This window comes from Cellulomonas humilata (assembly GCF_030814415.1).
GTDB lineage: Bacteria > Actinomycetota > Actinomycetes > Actinomycetales > Cellulomonadaceae > Cellulomonas > Cellulomonas humilata_A.
The window spans coordinates 816,556-833,304 of sequence record NZ_JAUSVB010000001.1 but is presented as its reverse complement, the minus strand read 5'-3'; the positions used below and the strand labels follow the sequence as shown (position 1 = coordinate 833,304).

Annotated in this window: 19 protein-coding genes and 1 tRNA gene; 7 read left to right on the top strand and 13 right to left on the bottom strand. The window is 72.2% G+C overall.

Translation table 11 applies throughout. The features are described 5' to 3' along the window. Positions 1 to 102 precede the first annotated feature (102 nt). A complete protein-coding gene (locus J2X26_RS03775) occupies positions 103 to 390 on the top strand; it encodes a hypothetical protein (protein WP_307489941.1) in 288 nt (95 codons plus the stop codon). Between the two features lie 45 nt (positions 391 to 435). Further along, positions 436 to 819 carry an SseB family protein gene (locus J2X26_RS03770; protein ID WP_307489939.1) on the top strand — a complete coding sequence of 128 codons (384 nt, stop codon included), beginning with the start codon at positions 436 to 438 and terminating at the stop codon, positions 817 to 819. 20 nt (positions 820 to 839) lie between these two features. On the opposite strand, the gene J2X26_RS03765 is transcribed toward J2X26_RS03770, so the two are convergent. The 3 genes from J2X26_RS03765 to J2X26_RS03755 all read right to left on the bottom strand — a co-directional run bounded on the left by J2X26_RS03765 (position 840) and on the right by J2X26_RS03755 (position 3,461). After that, positions 840 to 1,499: a hypothetical protein gene (locus J2X26_RS03765; RefSeq protein ID WP_307489937.1), complete on the bottom strand. Its 660-nt coding sequence runs from the start codon at positions 1,497 to 1,499 to the stop codon at positions 840 to 842. A 197-nt stretch (positions 1,500 to 1,696) separates the two neighbouring features. Then, positions 1,697 to 2,521, bottom strand: coding sequence for an LLM class flavin-dependent oxidoreductase (locus J2X26_RS03760; RefSeq protein WP_307489935.1), 825 nt, complete (start codon positions 2,519 to 2,521; stop codon positions 1,697 to 1,699). A 10-nt stretch (positions 2,522 to 2,531) separates the two neighbouring features. After that, the gene (locus tag J2X26_RS03755) at positions 2,532 to 3,461 is read right to left on the bottom strand and encodes an NAD-dependent epimerase/dehydratase family protein (RefSeq protein WP_307489933.1); all 930 of its coding nucleotides are present in this window, start codon (positions 3,459 to 3,461) and stop codon (positions 2,532 to 2,534) included. Positions 3,462 to 3,583: 122 nt separating this feature from the next. Between J2X26_RS03755 and J2X26_RS03750 the strand changes: the two genes are divergently transcribed. The 5 genes from J2X26_RS03750 to J2X26_RS03730 all read left to right on the top strand — a co-directional run bounded on the left by J2X26_RS03750 (position 3,584) and on the right by J2X26_RS03730 (position 6,906). Continuing rightward, positions 3,584 to 4,315, top strand: coding sequence for a TetR/AcrR family transcriptional regulator (locus J2X26_RS03750; RefSeq protein ID WP_307489931.1), 732 nt, complete (start codon positions 3,584 to 3,586; stop codon positions 4,313 to 4,315). A gap of 130 nt (positions 4,316 to 4,445) precedes the next feature. Then, positions 4,446 to 4,519 (top strand) — tRNA-Arg (locus J2X26_RS03745). 18 nt (positions 4,520 to 4,537) lie between these two features. Beyond that, positions 4,538 to 4,984 carry an HNH endonuclease gene (locus J2X26_RS03740; protein WP_307489929.1) on the top strand — a complete coding sequence of 149 codons (447 nt, stop codon included), beginning with the start codon at positions 4,538 to 4,540 and terminating at the stop codon, positions 4,982 to 4,984. Positions 4,985 to 4,993: 9 nt separating this feature from the next. After that, positions 4,994 to 6,025 carry a hypothetical protein gene (locus tag J2X26_RS03735; protein WP_307489927.1) on the top strand — a complete coding sequence of 344 codons (1,032 nt, stop codon included), beginning with the start codon at positions 4,994 to 4,996 and terminating at the stop codon, positions 6,023 to 6,025. 98 nt (positions 6,026 to 6,123) lie between these two features. Further along, the gene (locus tag J2X26_RS03730; protein ID WP_307489925.1) at positions 6,124 to 6,906 is read left to right on the top strand and encodes an RDD family protein; all 783 of its coding nucleotides are present in this window, start codon (positions 6,124 to 6,126) and stop codon (positions 6,904 to 6,906) included. On the opposite strand, the gene J2X26_RS03725 is transcribed toward J2X26_RS03730, so the two are convergent. From J2X26_RS03725 to J2X26_RS03680, 10 genes are all read right to left on the bottom strand, one after another. Beyond that, complete coding sequence (locus J2X26_RS03725; RefSeq protein WP_439897814.1) at positions 6,884 to 7,855, bottom strand: glycoside hydrolase family 113; 972 nt, start codon at positions 7,853 to 7,855, stop codon at positions 6,884 to 6,886. The genes J2X26_RS03730 and J2X26_RS03725 overlap by 23 nt on opposite strands. 60 nt (positions 7,856 to 7,915) lie before the next feature. Next, entirely contained in the window at positions 7,916 to 8,326 is a 411-nt protein-coding gene (locus J2X26_RS03720; protein WP_307489923.1) for a VOC family protein, read from the bottom strand. A gap of 73 nt (positions 8,327 to 8,399) precedes the next feature. Next, a complete protein-coding gene (locus tag J2X26_RS03715; protein ID WP_307489921.1) occupies positions 8,400 to 9,146 on the bottom strand; it encodes a uracil-DNA glycosylase in 747 nt (248 codons plus the stop codon). Between the two features lie 63 nt (positions 9,147 to 9,209). After that, complete coding sequence (locus J2X26_RS03710; protein WP_307489918.1) at positions 9,210 to 9,674, bottom strand: TIGR00725 family protein; 465 nt, start codon at positions 9,672 to 9,674, stop codon at positions 9,210 to 9,212. Positions 9,675 to 9,810: 136 nt separating this feature from the next. Then, positions 9,811 to 10,431, bottom strand: coding sequence for an L-threonylcarbamoyladenylate synthase (locus J2X26_RS03705; RefSeq protein WP_307489916.1), 621 nt, complete (start codon positions 10,429 to 10,431; stop codon positions 9,811 to 9,813). A gap of 10 nt (positions 10,432 to 10,441) precedes the next feature. Then, positions 10,442 to 10,798 (bottom strand): nucleotide pyrophosphohydrolase, encoded by a 357-nt coding sequence (locus J2X26_RS03700; RefSeq protein WP_307489915.1) that lies wholly within the window; start codon positions 10,796 to 10,798, stop codon positions 10,442 to 10,444. Then, positions 10,795 to 12,852 (bottom strand): elongation factor G, encoded by a 2,058-nt coding sequence (locus tag J2X26_RS03695; RefSeq protein WP_307489913.1) that lies wholly within the window; start codon positions 12,850 to 12,852, stop codon positions 10,795 to 10,797. Before J2X26_RS03695 ends, J2X26_RS03700 begins: the two co-directional genes overlap by 4 nt. A gap of 97 nt (positions 12,853 to 12,949) precedes the next feature. Then, a complete protein-coding gene (locus J2X26_RS03690; protein WP_307489911.1) occupies positions 12,950 to 13,894 on the bottom strand; it encodes an FKBP-type peptidyl-prolyl cis-trans isomerase in 945 nt (314 codons plus the stop codon). A 138-nt stretch (positions 13,895 to 14,032) separates the two neighbouring features. Beyond that, the gene (locus J2X26_RS03685) at positions 14,033 to 15,715 is read right to left on the bottom strand and encodes an alpha-amylase family protein (protein ID WP_307489909.1); all 1,683 of its coding nucleotides are present in this window, start codon (positions 15,713 to 15,715) and stop codon (positions 14,033 to 14,035) included. After that, positions 15,712 to 16,743 carry a TIGR03885 family FMN-dependent LLM class oxidoreductase gene (locus J2X26_RS03680; RefSeq protein ID WP_307489907.1) on the bottom strand — a complete coding sequence of 344 codons (1,032 nt, stop codon included), beginning with the start codon at positions 16,741 to 16,743 and terminating at the stop codon, positions 15,712 to 15,714. The genes J2X26_RS03685 and J2X26_RS03680 overlap by 4 nt, the downstream gene beginning before the upstream one ends. Positions 16,744 to 16,749: the final 6 nt, after the last annotated feature.

Below are 16,749 nucleotides of genomic sequence, written 5' to 3'. Positions count from 1 at the left end.
CCGGGTGGGGTCAGGACCTCGTCCATCGCCAGGATCTGGAGCAGGAACCGCACGGTCGGCGACGCCGCCACCGTCAGCGGACCGTGGCCGTAGCACCGTCCGATGAACCGCCACCACGAGCCGATCCCGGGTTCGACCGTCTGGGCCGTCGCCCACCCGCTCGGCGAGGCTCCGACGACCGATCAAGATCGGCGCTGGGTCGCGGTGATGGGCGAGGTCATGGGCGTGCTGCTGGACACGCCGGGGTGGCCGCACGGGCAGGTGTGGTCGTCGGAGGAGCTGTGCCGGGAGCACGCGTGGGCGCGGCACGTGGTCGGTCGACGCACCGGGTTCGAGGTGCACCGGATCGAGGTGGTGACACCGGCCCTGTTCCGGCTGGCGACGAGGTGAACCGCCGGTAGCGTGAACCTCGCCCGCAACGACGAGGGAGCACCCATGAAGGACTTCGACCAGGCGCTGCGCACCGCGGCCCCCGGCACGATCGACGGCGCCAAGCTGCTGAACCGGTTCGCGTACGAGCAGCTCGCGGTCCCGAGCGGTGGTCCCGTGGGGGAGCACTTCGAGGGGTTCATCCCCGCCCTCGTGCAGCGAGACGGCGCGCACCATCTGATCGCGTTCTCGTCGGTGCAGCGGTTCCAGGACGAGGGACGTCTCGGGGGCGAGGCGGTCGCCATGCCGGTGCGCGAGGTGCTGCTGCGGATGCCGGCGGACGTGGGCATCGTGATCAACCCCGGCAGCTCGCAGGGGTTCGAGCTGGGTCCGGATGCCGTCGCGAGGCTGCGCGACGAGATGACGCGGCCGCACGACGAGTCGCCGTGAGCCGCGTCAGCGCGACGTGACTACGCGGGCACCTTGACGGTGGTGAGGAACGCGGCCGCCTGGGTGAGGTCGTCGAACTCGTCCTCGACCAGGTCGACGAGCAGGTCGTTGCTCCACAGGATGAGCCGGCCGATGGTGAACTGCTCCTTGGCGACCTCCGGCAGCGTCAGTCCGTAGACGCGCTGCGCGATCTCCTTCTTGCCGCCACGCGCTCCGCCGTAGGTGGAGATGGGCAGGTACTCGTCGGGCGACGTCGCGACGAGGACCCGGGTCAGCGTCGGTTCCTTGAAGCCGGTCATGCCCAGCCCGCCCTGGCCGAGGATCAGCCGCGTGAGCCGGTCGGGCAGCGGCACCGTGGCGGGGCCGTAGAGCAGGTAGCGGATGGTGTTGCGGGTGCGGGCCGAGGCCTCGCGCTCGCCCATCGTCTTCCATGCCCGGTTGAACGAGGCGGTGGTCGCGTTGGTGGCGCCAGGGGTCTCGTTCACGAACGACAGCAGGTCCTGCGGGTCGCAGTCGGCCACCTCGTCGCGGGCGAACACCTGCTGGTAGTGCGTCCAGTCGTATCCGGGTTCGGTGGGCGGCGACGCCTTGGCCAGCGCGGCGACCTTCTCCCAGCGGGCCGGGTCGACGGCGGAGCGGTCAGGGAACCGGGCTTGCAGATCGGCCGACGAGGACGGCAACGGGGCCGACGTCTTCGACTCCCCACGGGTCCACTGGTGGCTACAGGCGGTGCATCGGATGGTGCGGCGATCGTCCGCCAACCGTTCGACGAGTTCGAGCTCTCCGGACGTACAGACCGGGCATGTCAGCATGGTGCTCCTTCGTCTCTAGGGAGAGTGTGACGCACCGAGCGCCGCTCCGGGGACGATGGGGACTGCTAGACGAGCAGCGGACCTCGCCGGATCCGGTCCAGGAGGCCGTCCGGGGTCACGGTGTCGAAGTTCCAGTTGGAGTCGATCCACCACGTGACGCCGGCGTCCTCGAGCGCCGCGATCTTGTCCGCCGCCTCGGTGGGGTCGGCCGGGAGCACGCCCTCGGCGACCAGCTCGACCGTCCTGCCGTCGCTCTGCTCGTCCACCCAGGACCGAACGGACCGCCACTCGTCGGGCTTCAGCGGGTCGAACCCGTCTTCCCGCCGGACCGCGATGACCCCGTCGCGCTGGACCGCTCGACGCAGGGACCGGGGCGCGAACCAGGCGCCGATGACCCAGACGGGGATGGTCCCGCGCACCGGCCGGGGCTGGAACTCCAGGTCGGTGACCTGGTACTTCGTCCCGGCGTAGCTGAACTTCTCCCCGGTCCAGGCGAGGTCGAGGATCGCGAGCGAGTCGTCGAGCAGCGCCGCCCGTTCCTTGACGTCGGTGGTCTCGCCGGAGACGCGGCTGTACGCACCGTCGTCGACGGCACCGAGCCCCACGGGCAGGACCAGTCGACCGCCGGACAGGTGGTCGACGGTCAGCGCCTGGCGGGCGACCTCCCACGGCTTACGCCGGGGCAGCGAGAACACCATGGCGCCGAGGGTGATCCGGCTGGTCCGCACCGCGGCGGCGCCGAGCACCGTCCACGGATCGAAGGTGTCCATGGGGCCGACGCTGATGCCGTCCCAGGCCATGAAGGCGTCCCAGCCTGCTTCCTCGGCCGCCACCGCCATCTCGATGTTCTGGGCTGCGGAACCGCACGACGCTGTGACACCGAACTTCATGGGATCGACGCTACGCCCGACCTCCGACAGCCGTCCTTCCCACCGTCTCCGCGACCGCGGTGTCCCACGGCGTCGCGACGAGACCGAGCATCCGCGACGACGCCGCCGTGTTCATGACATAGGGCTCCGAGAAGTGGTCGGAGACGGACGCGACCTCCCGCAACAGCGGCGAGACGACTCCGAGCGCGCGCACGAGCGCCGCCGGCATGGGGCGGATCCGCGGCGTCGGCAGGCCGACGGCGAACCGCTCGCCGAGCTCGAGCACCGTCAGCGGCTCTGCCGTCGGGACGTGCCACGCGCGCCCCCAGGCGTCGGGCGTCCGGCCGGCGGCGACGAGCGCGCGGGCGAAGTCGGGCAGGTAGGTCCAGCTGTGCGGCTGGTCGACGGCCGTGACCGTCCGCACGACCTTGCCGGTGAGCAGCGGCGTGAGGAACCGCGGTCCGACCATCGCCTGGGAGTCGGCGAACGGCCCGAAGTAGTCGGCGCCCCGCACCTCGGTGACACGCAGGTCACCCGCGCGGTGCCGGGCCTCGGCGTCACGCCACATCTGGGCGCGGACCATGCCCTTGCGCTCGGTGCTGTCGAGCGGGGTGTCCTCGGTCATCACGGCGCCGTGTGTCGCGTACCCGTAGAGGTTGCCGACGGAGACGAGGACGGCACCGGTCTGCGCGGCCGAGTCGAGCAGCGCCGTCCACAGGGGCGGCCAGTCGGTGGGCCAGCGGTGGTAGGCCGGGGCGGCGCAGTTGTAGACGACGTCCGCGCCACGGGTGGCCGCGGTGAGGGCGGCGACGTCGGTCGCGTCGACGGCGGCGTGCGTGATGCGGCCGACGGAGGTGCCGCCGGACCGGCTGAGCACCAGGACGTCGGCACCGTCGTCGGCGAGCAGGTGGGCCAGCGTGGTGCCGACGGCACCCTTGCCGACGATGACGTGGCGGGTCATGGCGGTCTCCTCGGTCGAAGTGAGAGCAGTGCTCTCGTGTGTGAGCAATGCTCGCACAACTCGCCGACGTAAAACAAGAGCAGTGCTCGCAGTTTTGCGATGGAGCAGGCACACTGGCGTTCGTGACCGAGCCGACGCCCCCCCTGCGCGCCCGCGACCGAGCGCGGGCCGAGGTCATGTCCGAGCTCCTCGCCGCCGCGCGCGCCCGCCTCGAGAGCGACGGGTCCGCGGCGCTGAGCCTGCGCGCCGTCGCGCGTGACCTCGGCATGGCGTCGTCGGCGGTCTACCGCTACGTCCCCTCGCGCGACGCGCTGCTCACCCTGCTGATCATCGAGGCGTACGACGCCGTCGGTGAGGTCGCGGAGAAGGTCGTGGCCCGGTCCGACGGGGCCGACGCCGCGCAGACCTGGCTGGACGTCGCGCGCGCCGTGCGGGGATGGGCCCTCGACCAGCCGTACTCCTTCGAGCTCATCTACGGCACCCCCGTCCGCGGCTACCGCGCCCCGGACGACACCGTGCGGTCGGCCGTGCGGGTGTGGGGGGTCATCATCGGCCTGCTCATGGCGGCGCACGCCCACGGCACCCTCGACCCGGCCGGACCCGACTTCGACCCCGCCGGCCGCATGGCCCCCGAGGCCCTCGCCACCGCCGGCTACACCGACCCGACGACCGTGCCCCCCGAGGTGGCGCGCATCGCGATCCGGTCGGCAACCCTGTTCACGTCCCTCATCGGCGCGATCTCCGTCGAGCTGTTCGGCCACCTGCACCACGTCGCCGCCGACTACGAGCGGTTCTTCGACGTCACCATCGCCACGTCCGCCGCGGGCGTCGGCCTGCGCATCACGCTGGACTGACCAGGAAATCACTGGCCCGATCGCCCGCCCGGACCGCACCCTGGTCCCCGCGGGCGCAGGTCGCCGGCGGGTCCGTGACGGGCCTGCCCCGGGAGGTTCGACTCCTCCGCTCGCGACCACACACCGATCCGCCCCGCTAGCTCAACAGGACAGAGTGCCGGCCTACGACGCCGGAGGCTGCTGGTTCGACTCCAGCGTGGGGCACGACCGAGAGGTTCGACGATGGCGGGAGTACTCGTCCTCAACGCGGGCTACGAGCCCCTCCAGCGCGTCTCGCTCGCGCACGCCGTCCGCATGCTCCACCGCCGGGTCGCCGTCGTCGAGGAGGCCGTCGACGGCCGCACGTTCGGCCCGTACCCGCTGCCCGCCGTGCTGCGGCTGGTCCGCTACGTGCAGATGCGCTGGCGTCACCGCACGGGCGTCCCGACGTGGTCGCGCGCCGGGATGCTAGCGCGCGACGGCCACCGCTGCGCGTACTGCGGCACGGGCGGTGCGCTGACCGTCGACCACCTGGTGCCCCGCAGCCGCGGCGGCGCCAGCTCGTGGCTCAACACGGTCGCCGCCTGTGGCGCCTGCAACCACCGCAAGCGCGACCGGACCCCCGCCGAGGCGGGGATGCGGCTGCGCGTCGAGCCGAGGGTGCCGACGCACCTGGAGCTGCTCAAGTAGCAGGTCCGGGTGGTCGACACCTTCACCATGGACGAGTGGATCGACCGGCGCCGCGCGGCCGTCGCGAAGTGGCGCGACGACCAGCGGCAGCGTGCGGTGCGGCGGCACCCGCAGGTCCAGGTCCGCGTCCGTGAGCAGGTCGCGGTGCCGCAGTCGGCAGCCGAGCTCTGGCGGTTCATCAGCGACCCCGCCCACGACGGACCGATCGTCGGCGCCACGCACGTCCGCACGTTCGTGGTGCCCGGAACGCCCGCGGGTGCCGTCGGCGAGGTGCAGTGCATGGTGCTGCGTCGGCCGGACGGCTCGTGGGCCGGGCAGCTCCTGCAGGTGGTCGAGCGAGTCGAAGGGGTCCGATTCGCCGGACGGGCGCTGAGCCTCGGGTACAGGCACCTGGAGACCGCGACCGTCGCCGACGGACTCCTGACCTGGGAGGCCGTCGTCGAGACGGAGGAGCCGCTCGCCGGTCAGGTCCGCACGGCCGTGCAGAAGAGCGTCGCCGGGCACCTCGCCCGGATCGCCGCGCTCCTCGACGGTGACGTGCCGCACGAGCAGGTGGTGCCGTTCGTGTCGTCGTGCGACGACCGCAGCGCGCTCGTCGACCTCGAGATCGCGGTCAGTGCCGACCTGCGCGTGACGCCGGAGGTCGCGTGGGCGCTCGTGCGTGACTCCAGGACCGTCGCGCTCGGGTCGGCGGACCCGACCGCGACCAGCTTCACGGTGCCCGGCACGCGGCAGGGCGACGTCGGCGAGCTGGTCTGCGTGATCGTCGGGACCCCCGACGGCGGGCGGATCGCGACGTTCCAGCAGGTCGTCGGCGGGGAGCCGGGGCGCTCGACCGTCACCCGGGCGCTCTCGGTCGTGGCCGAGCACGCCTGGGAGCGAGAGGTTCTCGTCGACCCTCTGCCGGACGGCGCGCGCGCGACCCACCGCGTGCGGGTCCCCGTGCACCGTCGGCAGGTCGCCGCGACGCGGGCCACCTGGACCGCGGATGCGCAGCGGTATCTCGGTGCGATCGAGGCGGCGCTCGTCGCATCTGCGTGACAGTGACGCCGTCGCTCAACCGGTCGGGCAGACGTGTCGATGGGGAGGCAGCACTCGGCGGCGGCCGAGGCGCCGTCGCGCCCCAGCACAGGAGATCCGTGAGCAACCAGGACCCGTACCAGCAGTATCCGGCGGGCGGCTGGCAGCCGACCCCGAACCCCTCCGGCCCAGCGGTCCCGGACCCGTACGCCCAGCCCGCGTACGGCCAGCCTCCGTACGGTCAGCCTGCACATGGCCAGCCGACATATGGCCAGCCTCCGTACGCCCAGCCCGCCTACGGTCAGCCCGTCCCCGCCTACGGCACCCCCGCGACGAGCGCCCCGGCTTTCGGGCCCCCCGCGTACGGTGCTCCCGCGTACGGTGCCGCCCCGTACGGCGACGTCCCGTACGGCGCACCGGTCTACGCGAACCCCGGGTACGGGTTCCCGCGGTTCGGCGGCGGGTTCACCTACGCCTCCTGGATCGCGCGGGTCGGCGCGTACTTTCTCGACTCGCTCGCGTCGCTGCCCTATCTCGTGGGCCTGATCTACATGGCGTCCACGTCGGTGCCGGGCGTCGACCGGTTCGGCAACCCGACCGACCAGCCCACGTCCATGGGTGCGCTCACGTTCGGTGTCGGCGCTCTGGTGACCCTCGTCGTGTGGGGGTGGAACCGCTGGGTGCTCGCGGGTCGGACGGGGCAGTCGTGGGGCAAGAAGGTGGTCGGTCTGACGCTGCAGCGCGACGTGACGGGGGAGCCGATCGGCGTGGGGATGGCGTTCTTGCGCGACCTCGCCCACTACGTCGACGGGATCCTGTACATCGGCTACCTGCTGCCGCTGTGGGACGGCAAGCGTCAGACGTTGTCGGACAAGATCGTCAAGTCGGTCGTCGTCCGGTGAGGTCGGTGCGGAGCGCCTCGGCGTAGGCGTTCCGCACGACGCCCTCGGCGGCCTTGCCGAACATGCAGTAGTCGTCGTCGGTGGTTGCGGCGGCCTCGTCGTACAGCCGGGCCGGCCAGTCCCAGAGCATGAACCCACCGACCCAGTCCCGGCGGGCGCTCGCGGTGAACGCCGCCTCGTACCAGTCGACCTGCGCCTGCTGCGACGGGGCGCCGCGCAGGCTCCAGTCGTTGGGCAGGGCGGGGGAGCCGACGCGGCTGGGGCAGCCGGCCTCCATGAAGAAGAACGGCTTGCCGAACGCGGCCACCACGGGCTCGATGCGGTCCAGCTGGTTCTCCCAGTCGTCGACGGGGTAGTAGCCCGACGACGAGATGACGTCGACCGCGTCCCACCAGCCGACGTGGTCCTCCTGGTACTTGTCGCAGTTGTACGTGACGAGGCCGTCGTAGACCGCGCGGACCGCGGCGATCAGCGCGCGCCACTCCGCCTCGCGGCGGTCCGTCTGCACCATCTCGCAGCCGATGCAGAGCATCTCCGCGCCCTCCTCGGCCGCGATGCGCGCGTGGTGGACGATGAACTCGGTGTAGCTGGCGAACCATTCGGACCACTTCGGCTCCGGGGGCACGTCGATGTCGAAGAAGTTGATGTGCGCCCGCCACGTCCCGTTCCCGACGTTGACGACGGGCTTCAGGCAGACCTTCAGACCGCGCGCCTTGGCGTGCCGGACCGCCCACCGGACCTCGTCGTCGGTGACCGTCGGCGGCTCGCGGAACCGGATCTGCGTCGACTGCGGGGTGTCCTGCAGGGCGCTGAGCGTGATCGCGGTCCAGTTCACGCCGAGGCGTTCGACCATGAGGTCCATCGACCGTTCTGCTTCCTGCCCACCCCACGTGCCCCGCACGCCGGTCCAGCCCCACGTCATGCCTGCCACGTAGCCGAGGTCGCCCACGCCATCTCCTTCGATCGCCGAGGGACCTACCCTACGACTTTCTTAGAGTGGCGAACAAAGTCAGTGCATCCAGGGTGTGAACGTCACACCGACCAGCAGGCCCTCCGGGCTGAGCAACCGGGACGTCGTCTGACCCCACGGCTCCTCGGTGGCCTCTTTGAGCACCCGGTGACCCGCGGCGGTCAGCTCGGCGACGGCGTCGGCGACCGCCCCGACCGTGGCGACGTCGAACTCGACCCACGCCTGCGGGACCGGCACGTCCGCCGGCCACTGTGCGGACCCGAACGTCGAATCCGCGGCCTGGGAGAGCGGCCACAGCGCGAACGCCTTGACGCCGTCGAGGTCGTCGTTGGTGAGGTACCCGGGTGCCGGCTCCTCGAGGGTGATGCCGAGGCCGGCACCCCAGAAGGCCCGGGCGGCGTCACCGTCCCTGGTGATGGGCCCGAAGCCTGCGACGAAGGAGATCTCCATCGTCCGACCGTAGCCGCGGGCTCCGACACGGGCTGCCGTGATCAGGCCTGGTAGACGACCGTCGTGTCGACCGTCATCGGGCTGACCGCACCTCCCGCGCGCGCAGCAGGATCGCGTCGAGCATGTCGGGGGTCAGCCGACCGGTGAAGGTGTTCTGCTGGCTCACGTGGAAGCAGCCGAGGAGCACGAGCTCGGCACCGCCGGGTCCGGACAGGACCAGCTCCGCGCCGTGGCCGAACTTCGGCCTCGGTCGCGGCACCGCCCAGCCCTGCTCGGCCAGCGTGGTGAGCAGCGCCTGCCACCCGAAACCCCCGAGGACCACGACGACCCGGGGGCGGATCAGCGACAGCTCCCGGCCGAGGTAGGGGCCGCACGTCCGGCGCTCCTCGGGCGTGGGATCGTTCGCCGGCGGGGCGCAGCGCACCGGAGCCGTCACGCGGATGTCGGTGAGCGTCAGGCCGTCGTCGCGGGAGGTCGACGTGGCCTGCGACGCGAACCCCGTCCGGTGCATCGCCGCGAACAGGAAGTCGCCCGAGCGGTCGCCCGTGAACATCCGGCCCGTGCGGTTGGCGCCGTGCGCGGCCGGCGCCAGGCCCACGACGAGCACCGCCGCATCCGCGTCGCCGAAGCCCGGGACCGGCCGCGCCCAGTACGTCTCGTCACGGAACGCGGCCCGCTTCTCGACGCCGACCAGCTCCCGCCACGCGACGAGCCGGGGGCACGCGCGGCAGGTGGGGACGACGGCGTCCAGCGCGGCGAGGTCGGCCGCGGCGGCAGCGGCGTCGACGACGTCCGCCGCGCTCGTCGGCCCGGCGGTCACCGGTGTCCTCCGCCGAGATCGTGGGTTGGGTGCGAGACACGATCTCGTTGCAGAGGCACGATCTCAGTCATCCGTGCGCACCAGTGCGTCGACCGTGCGCAGGGCCTCCCCGACGGAGTCGACGGCGTGCATCGCCGGGTCTCCGGGCAGCGGCCATCCCCGCAGAGCCACCACCGGCACTCCCGTGCGGACCGCCAGCGCGACCTCGCTGAGCGTTCCCCAGGACCCGCCGACGCTCACGACGACGTCGCAGGACCGCACCAGCAGGGCGTTGCGCAGCTCGCCGAGGCCGGTCGGGATCGTCACCGTGACGTGGGGGTTCGCCGCCGAGCGGTCGGTGCCGGGAAGGAGGCCGACGACGACCCCGCCCGACTGCGCCGCCCCGCGCGAGACGGCTGCCATGACCCCGCCGAGCCCGCCGCAGACGACGACGTGCCCGCGCTGTGCGAGCCCCTGCCCGAGCGACTCGGCGTCGTCCAGCTCACGCTGGTCGGCCGACGACGGCCCGACCACCCCGACGTGCGCCATCTCCGCCTCCTCCGTCGCCCCGAACGCGTCGCTCCGGGCCTAGATCGTTCGTTGCGACGGACGAGTTCGGCCCCGACCGACGAGTTCGGCGTCAGCCGCCGAGTTCGGGGCCGGGCGGCGCGTGTGGCGTCGCTCGTCAGCTGAAGCGGTCCGGGTCGCCTGCGCCCACCCGGACGACCTCGGGTCCGCCTTCCGTCCAGTCGACCACCGTCGTCGGTTCGGTGCCGCAGTCGCCGGCGTCGACCACCGCGTCGAGCACCCCGTCGAGCTCCTCCTTGATCTGCCAGCCCTCGACCATCGGCCACTCGTGACCGGGCATCAGAAGGGTGCTCGACAGGAGCGGCTCGCCCAGCTCGCGCAGGATCGCCTGGGCGACGGGGTGGTTCGGGATGCGGACGCCGACCGAGCGCTTCTTCGCATGGGCCAGCCGCTTGGGCACCTCGGGGGTGGCCAACAGGATGAACGTGTACGGGCCGGGCGTCGCCGACTTGATCGCGCGGAACGCGCTGTTGTCCAGGTGCACCAGCTGCCCCAGCTGCGCGAAGTCGGCGCAGACCAGCGTGAAGTGGTGCCGGTCGTCGAGGTGCCGGATGGCCCGGATCCGGTCCGCGCCCGCGTGGTTGTCGATCCGAGAGCCCAGCGCGTAGCAGGAGTCCGTGGGGTACGCGATGACCGCGTCCTTGCGGAGCAGCTCGACCACCTGCGCGATCGACCGCGGCTGGGGGTTCTCGGGGTGAACGTCGAAGTACCGGGCCATGGTGACGAGGCTAGGGCTTGTGCGGCGCGACGCCACGCACGGCGTCGGCGGCGAACCGTCGGTGCGAGTCGGCCAGCTTCGCCCGGGCGGCCTCGCCCAGGTCGACGCCGAGCACGTCCGCCAGGCACACCAGGTAGACGAGGACGTCGGCCATCTCCTCCGCGACGCGCGCGTGCCGGTCCGGCGACGAGAACCGCGATACCGCCTGGTCCGCGGGCACCCACTGGAACAGCTCCGCCAGCTCACCGACCTCCCCGACGAGCGCGAGGATCACCGACTTCGGGTCGTGGAACTGCTGCCAGTCGCGCTCGGTGCTGAACTCCCGCACCAGGCGCGTCAGCTCCGCCAGCTCACGTTCCTGCGTCACGCGGGGACCAGGTGGTCGGGGCAGACCTCGAACCGGTCGGGTTCCATGGTCAGCTCCGCGCGGCCACCGGTGAGCGAGCGCAGGTCCAGCACGTACCGGGCGAGCTCGGCCTCCGGCACCGACGCCTCGATGAGCACCAGGCCGTCGTCGAGGGACGTGGTCGCGTTGATGTGCCCACGGCGGGCGGACAGGTCGCTCATCACGTCGCCCTGTGCGGCCATCGGCACGGTCACGGACACGTGGCTGATGGGTTCGAGCACCGTGGTGCCGGCGGCGTGCAGCGCTTCGCGGACGCCCGTCGCGGCGGCTGTCCGGAACGCCATGTCGGAGGAGTCCACCGAGTGCGACTTGCCGTCGTACACCTCGACCCGCAGGTCCACCACGGGGTACCCGTGCGGCCCGCCGGACGCCATCGCCTCGACGACACCCTTGTGCACGGCCTGGACGTAGGTGCGGGGGATGGCCCCGCCGACGATCGCGTCGACGAACTCGAACCCCGAGCCGCTGGGCAGCGGCGACACCCGCAGCTGCACCACGGCGAACTGCCCGTGCCCGCCCGACTGCTTCTTCACCTTGCCCTCGGCCTCGACCGGCTTCCGGATGGTCTCGCGGTACCCGACGGGCACGGGCGACGTGCTCACGTGCACCCCGAACACGCGGGCCAGCCTCTCCAGCGCGACGGTCAGGTGGGTGTCGCCGAGGCCGCGCAGGACCGTGCTGTCGCCGGAGCGGTCGACGCGCAGGGTCGGGTCCTCGGCGGTGAGGCGGGTCAGCGCGGCGGAGAGGCGGTCGTCGTCGGACTGCGTGACCGGCTCCAGGGCGAGCGCGTACACCGTGGCCCGCTCGCGCGGGGGCCGGGCGGTCATCGACGCGCCCGGCCCGGTCCGTTCCGCCAGCAGGGTTCCCGACGGGGTTCCCGTGAGCTTGGCGACGGCGCCGATCTGCCCCGCCGGCACGGCGTCGACCGGCAGGTGCTCCTTGCCGCGCAGCCGGAACAGCCCGGGGATGCGCTCCTCCGTCCGGGTCGCGGTGTTGAGCAGCCGGTCGCCGTTCCGCACCGTGCCGGACAGCACGCGGAACATGGTGACCTGGCCGACGAACGGGTCCGCGAGCGTCCGGAACGCGTACAGCAGGGTCGGACCGGTGGGGTCGGCGGCGACCTCGACCCCTGTCTTTCCGGCCTGCACGCGTGCGGTCCGGTCCGCCGGCGACGGCCCCAGCTCGCACAGCAGGTCCGCCAGCCGGTCGACGCCCACGCCCGTGACCCCCGACGCCATGACGACCGGGAACGCCTCCCCGGCCAGGACCTCGTGCGCGAGCGTGCTCTCCAGCTCGCGGGCGGTCGGCACATCGCCCGACAGGTAGCGCTCCAGCTGGTCGTCGTCGTGGGCGACGATCTCCTCAGTGATCTCGTCGTGCAGCCGGTGCTCCTCGTCGGCGAGCCCGGCCGGGAGCGCCTCGGAGTGGTGGTGGCCCTCGCGGTCGTACGCGAGACCCTCCTCGCTGAGCACGTCGGCGACGCCCGTGAACGCAGTCTCCTCACCGAGCGGCAGCTCGAGCGGGACCAGCCCGTCGCCGAACGCCTCCCGCAGGTCAGCCAGCACGTGCCGGAAGTCGGCCCGCGCCTTGTCCTCCTTGGTCACGACGACCATGCGCGGCACCCCGGCGTCGGCCGCGAGCCGCCACACAGCGTGGGTGCCCGCCTGGACTCCGTCGACCGCGCTGACGACGATCAGGGCCAGGTCCGCCGCTGCGAGAGCCGCGTCGACCGCCCCGGCGAAGTCCGCCGACCCGGGGGTGTCCAGCAGTGTCACGTCGTAGGTGTTGCCGTCCGTCGCGGTCCACGGAAAGGGCGCGACGCCGAGGCCCAGTGAGATGCCGCGCGCGATCTCCTCCGGCTCGTGGTCGCTGACCGTCGAGCCGTCCTCGACACGGCCGGTGCGGGTGAGCACCCCGGCACGGTGCAGCAACGCCTCCGTGAGGGTCGTCTTGCCCGAGCCGACGGCGCCCAGCAGCGCCACGGTGCGGAGCCTCGGCGAGGCTGCCTGGTCCATGGTCTTCTCCCGGTCCGGGGTCCAGAAAACCCACCCTAGGACGCCACGAGCCCGGGACGCGAGGCGTCCCGGGCTCGAGGAGGTGGAGCGGTGCCTGTCAGGAGGCCGCGAGGATGTCCACGACGAAGATCAGCGTCGAGTTCGCCGGGATCGAGTCGCTCGCCTGGTCGCCGTAGCCCTTGTCCGGGGGGACGACCAGCAGCACCTGGCTGCCGACGGTCTGACCGGTCAGGCCCTCGGTCCAGCCGGGGATGACCGCGTTCAGTGCGAACGTCGCGGGCTCGCCGCTGTCGAAGGACGACTCGACGGGCGTGCCGTCCCACAGGAACAGGCTGTAGTTCACGGTGAGCGTCTGGTCCGCCGTGACCTCGGCGCCGGTGCCCTTGATCAGCGGCTGGATGACCAGGGTGGTCGGCGGGTCGCCGGCGACCGGGGTCACCGTCGGCTTGCCGTCGGCGTCCAGCGTGACCGTCGGCAGGCCGGCGGCGGGCGTCACGGCCTCGCCCTCGGGTCCGTCGAGCGGCTTCGGGGTGTCCTTGGCCTCGACGACCTCACCGACGACGACGTTGGTGCCGGCCTCGGCGGGGAGGGCGAACAGGATCCGGACACCGACCTGCTGGCCGACGAGCGCGTCGTGCAGCTCGGGGAGCAGGTTCTCGTCGGCGACGATCTTCTCGGGCGAGGTCGAGTACGTGTCGCCCAGCTCGCTGCCGTCGGCTCCGTTGACCGCGGTCGTCTGGATGGAGAGCGTCTGACCCTCCTCGATCACGTCGCCGTCACCCTCGTCGACCACGCGCACCGTGAGGGCGGTGACCTCGAACGGCGTCTCCGGGAGCGTGATGGTGGGCTTGCTGCCGGGCTCGCCCTCGACCTCGACCTTGGCCAGCGCGGCGACGTCGGCGGGATTCGCGGTCGACGTCGACGACGCGGACGGCGACGGGTCGTCGGCGGAGCCGCCGGAGCAGGCGGTCAGCGCGAGGCCGAGGGACAGGGCGAGAGCTGCTGCGGCGAGGCCGCGGCGGGCGGTGGTCGTGCGACGCACGAGGGTCCTCCGTCGGGTTCGGGTCCCGCCCGGGGAGGCGGCGGACCTCGGCACGGTACGCGAGATTGCTGGGAGTCCGCTGAGTGGGCCGCTTGGTGGGAGGTGCGAAACGGTTCACCCCGGCCGCTCCCGGGTCGGTCAGAGGAGGCGGCGGTCGTTCTCGCGGACCACCCGGAGCCACCGGTAGCCGTAGCCGTCGAGCTCGACCTCCGTGCGGCCGCGGGCGTCGATGGTGCACGAGCCGTCCTGGAGCAGGTCGACCAGGTGGACGGTGTCGTCGCAGTCGGCCAGCTGCAGCGGGACCATCGCCGGCTCGGTGCCCAGGTTGTGGAGCGCGATCAGGGACCCGTCGTCCCAGGTGCTGCGGTGCGCGAGGACGGCGGGGTGCGGCTGGTCGAGGATCTCGGCGCGGGGGGTCCAGCCGAGCTCGGGGCACTCGCGGTAACGCCGGACCAGCAGCTGCACGAAGGTCAGGAGCGAGTCGGGGTCGCGACGCTGGTCGGCGACGTTGACGTGCTCGGGGGCGAACCCGCCCTCGGTGACCGGCCCGGACAGCGCGCGCTTGGCCGCTCGGGAGAACCCGCCGTTGATGCCCGACGTCCACTGCATCGGGGTGCGGACCGCGAGCCGTCCTTCGGCCGCCAGGTTCTCGCCCATGCCGATCTCCTCGCCGTAGAACAGCACGGGGGTGCCGGGCAGCGAGAAGAGCAGCGAGTAGACCATCCGGATGCGGCGTGGGTCGCCGCCGAGCATCGTCGGGAGGCGTCGGCGCAGGCCGCGGTCGTACAGCTGCATGTCGGGGTCAGGGCCGAAGGCGGCGAACACCTCCTGCTTCTCGTCCTCCGACAGCTTGTCCAGGGTGAGCTCGTCGTGGTTGCGGACGAACGTGGCCCACTGGGCGTCGTGCGGGATCTCCGGCCTCGCGTCCAGGGCCTTCGCGATGGGCCGCGCGTCCTGCCGGGCGAGCGCCAGGTACAGGTTCTGCATCCCGATGAAGTCGAACTGGAGGGTCAGCTGGTCGCTGTCGGCTCCGCCGCCACCGAAGTACTTCTGCTGCTCGGCGTACGGCAGGTTGACCTCGCCCATGAGGATCGCGTCGCCCACCCGGCGCGTGAGGAACGCGCGCAGCTCCTTGAGGAAGTCGTGCTTGTCCTCGACCTTGTCCCCGGGGGTCTTGGCGGCATCGGCCAGGAAGAACGGCACCGCATCGACGCGGAACCCGCTCAGGCCGAGCTCCGCCCAGTACCCGATGACCTTCGCGATCGCGTCCCTGACCTGCGGGTTCGCCGTGTTCAGGTCAGGCTGCTGGTGGTAGAAGGTGTGCCGGTACCACTCGCCGGTGGCGTCGTTCTTGGTCCAGATGCCCGTCTCCTTGTCGGGGAAGACGACCTTGTCCTTGGTGGACGGGGGCTTGTCCGTGCGCCACACGTAGAAGTCGTGGAACGGGCTGTCCTTGCTCTTGCGAGCGCTCTGGAACCACGGGTGCTTCTCGGAGGTGTGGTTCACGACGAGGTCGACGATCACCCGGATCCCGCGGTCCTTCGCGGTCCGGATCACCTCGACCAGGTCGCCCGCGTCGCCGAGGCGGGGGTCGACCCCGTAGAAGTCGGAGATGTCGTAGCCGTCGTCGTAGTCGGCCGTCGGGTAGAAGGGCATGAGCCACAGGCACGTGACGCCGAGGTCGGCCAGGTGGTCGATGCGCTGGACCAGGCCGGGCAGGTCCCCGACGCCGTCGTCGTTCCAGTCCATGAACGTCTCGACGTCCAGGCAGTAGATGACCGCGTTCTTCCACCACAGGTCGCCGGTGTCGTGGATCCTCATGCGGTCACCTGCTTCAGCTGGGGGAGGAGATGCTCGGCGGCCATGTCGACGAACGCGTCGAGGGTCGCGCTGCGCGGCGTGCTGGTCGGTGCGGCGTCGTCGTGCTTCTCGTCGCTGGGCGCGGGGTCCGTCGCCACCTGGTGCAGGTAGACCGCGTCGAAGCCGATGGCGACGAGCTCGCTCACGCGATCGGCCAGGCGCGCCGGGTCGTGGTCGACCAGCACGCTGCGGCGCAGGGCCTCGTCGCCGACGTGGGTCCCGAGGGAGTCGAACGCCTCGGGGGTGTCCAGGTCCCACGCCACCGGCGGGCCGAACACCTGGCCGGCCATCTGGTCCCGGGCCACGGCCAGGGCGGTCTCCGCGGACGGTGCCCACGACACGTGCACCTGCAGGGTCAGGGCGCCGCGCCCACCGGCGTCGCGGTACTCCTGCACCACCTGCTTAAGGATCTCCGGCGACTGGTTCACCGTGACCAGGCCGTCGGCCCAGTCGGCGTGCGCGCGGGCCGTCGCGGGCGTCACCGCGGGGCCGATGAGCAGCGGCTTCTCGTCGGGAAGTGTCCACAGCTTGGCCCGGTCCACCGTCACCAGCCCGTCGTGCGTGACCTCCTCGCCGTCCAGCAGCGCGCGGATGATCGCGACGCACTCCCGCAGCCGCGCGTCCCGCTCGGCCTTGGCCGGCCAGCGCCCGCCGGTGATGTGCTCGTTGACGTTCTCCCCGGAGCCCAGCGCGACCCAGAACCGTCCCGGGAACATCGCCGCGAGCGTCGCCGCGGCCTGCGCGATGATCGCCGGGTGGTACCGCTGGCCGGGCGCGTTCACGACGCCGAGCGGCAACCCGGTCGTCGCGAGGGCGGCGCCGAGCCACGTCCAGGCGAACCCCGAGTGCCCCTGCCGGACCGACCAGGGTGCCCAGTGGTCCGAGCACATGGCGGCGTCGAACCCCGCCTGCTCCGCGCGCTGGGTGGCCGCGAGGAGGGCTGCGGGGTGGACCTGCTCGTGCGAGTTGTGGAATCCGACGATGGTCATGGGGAT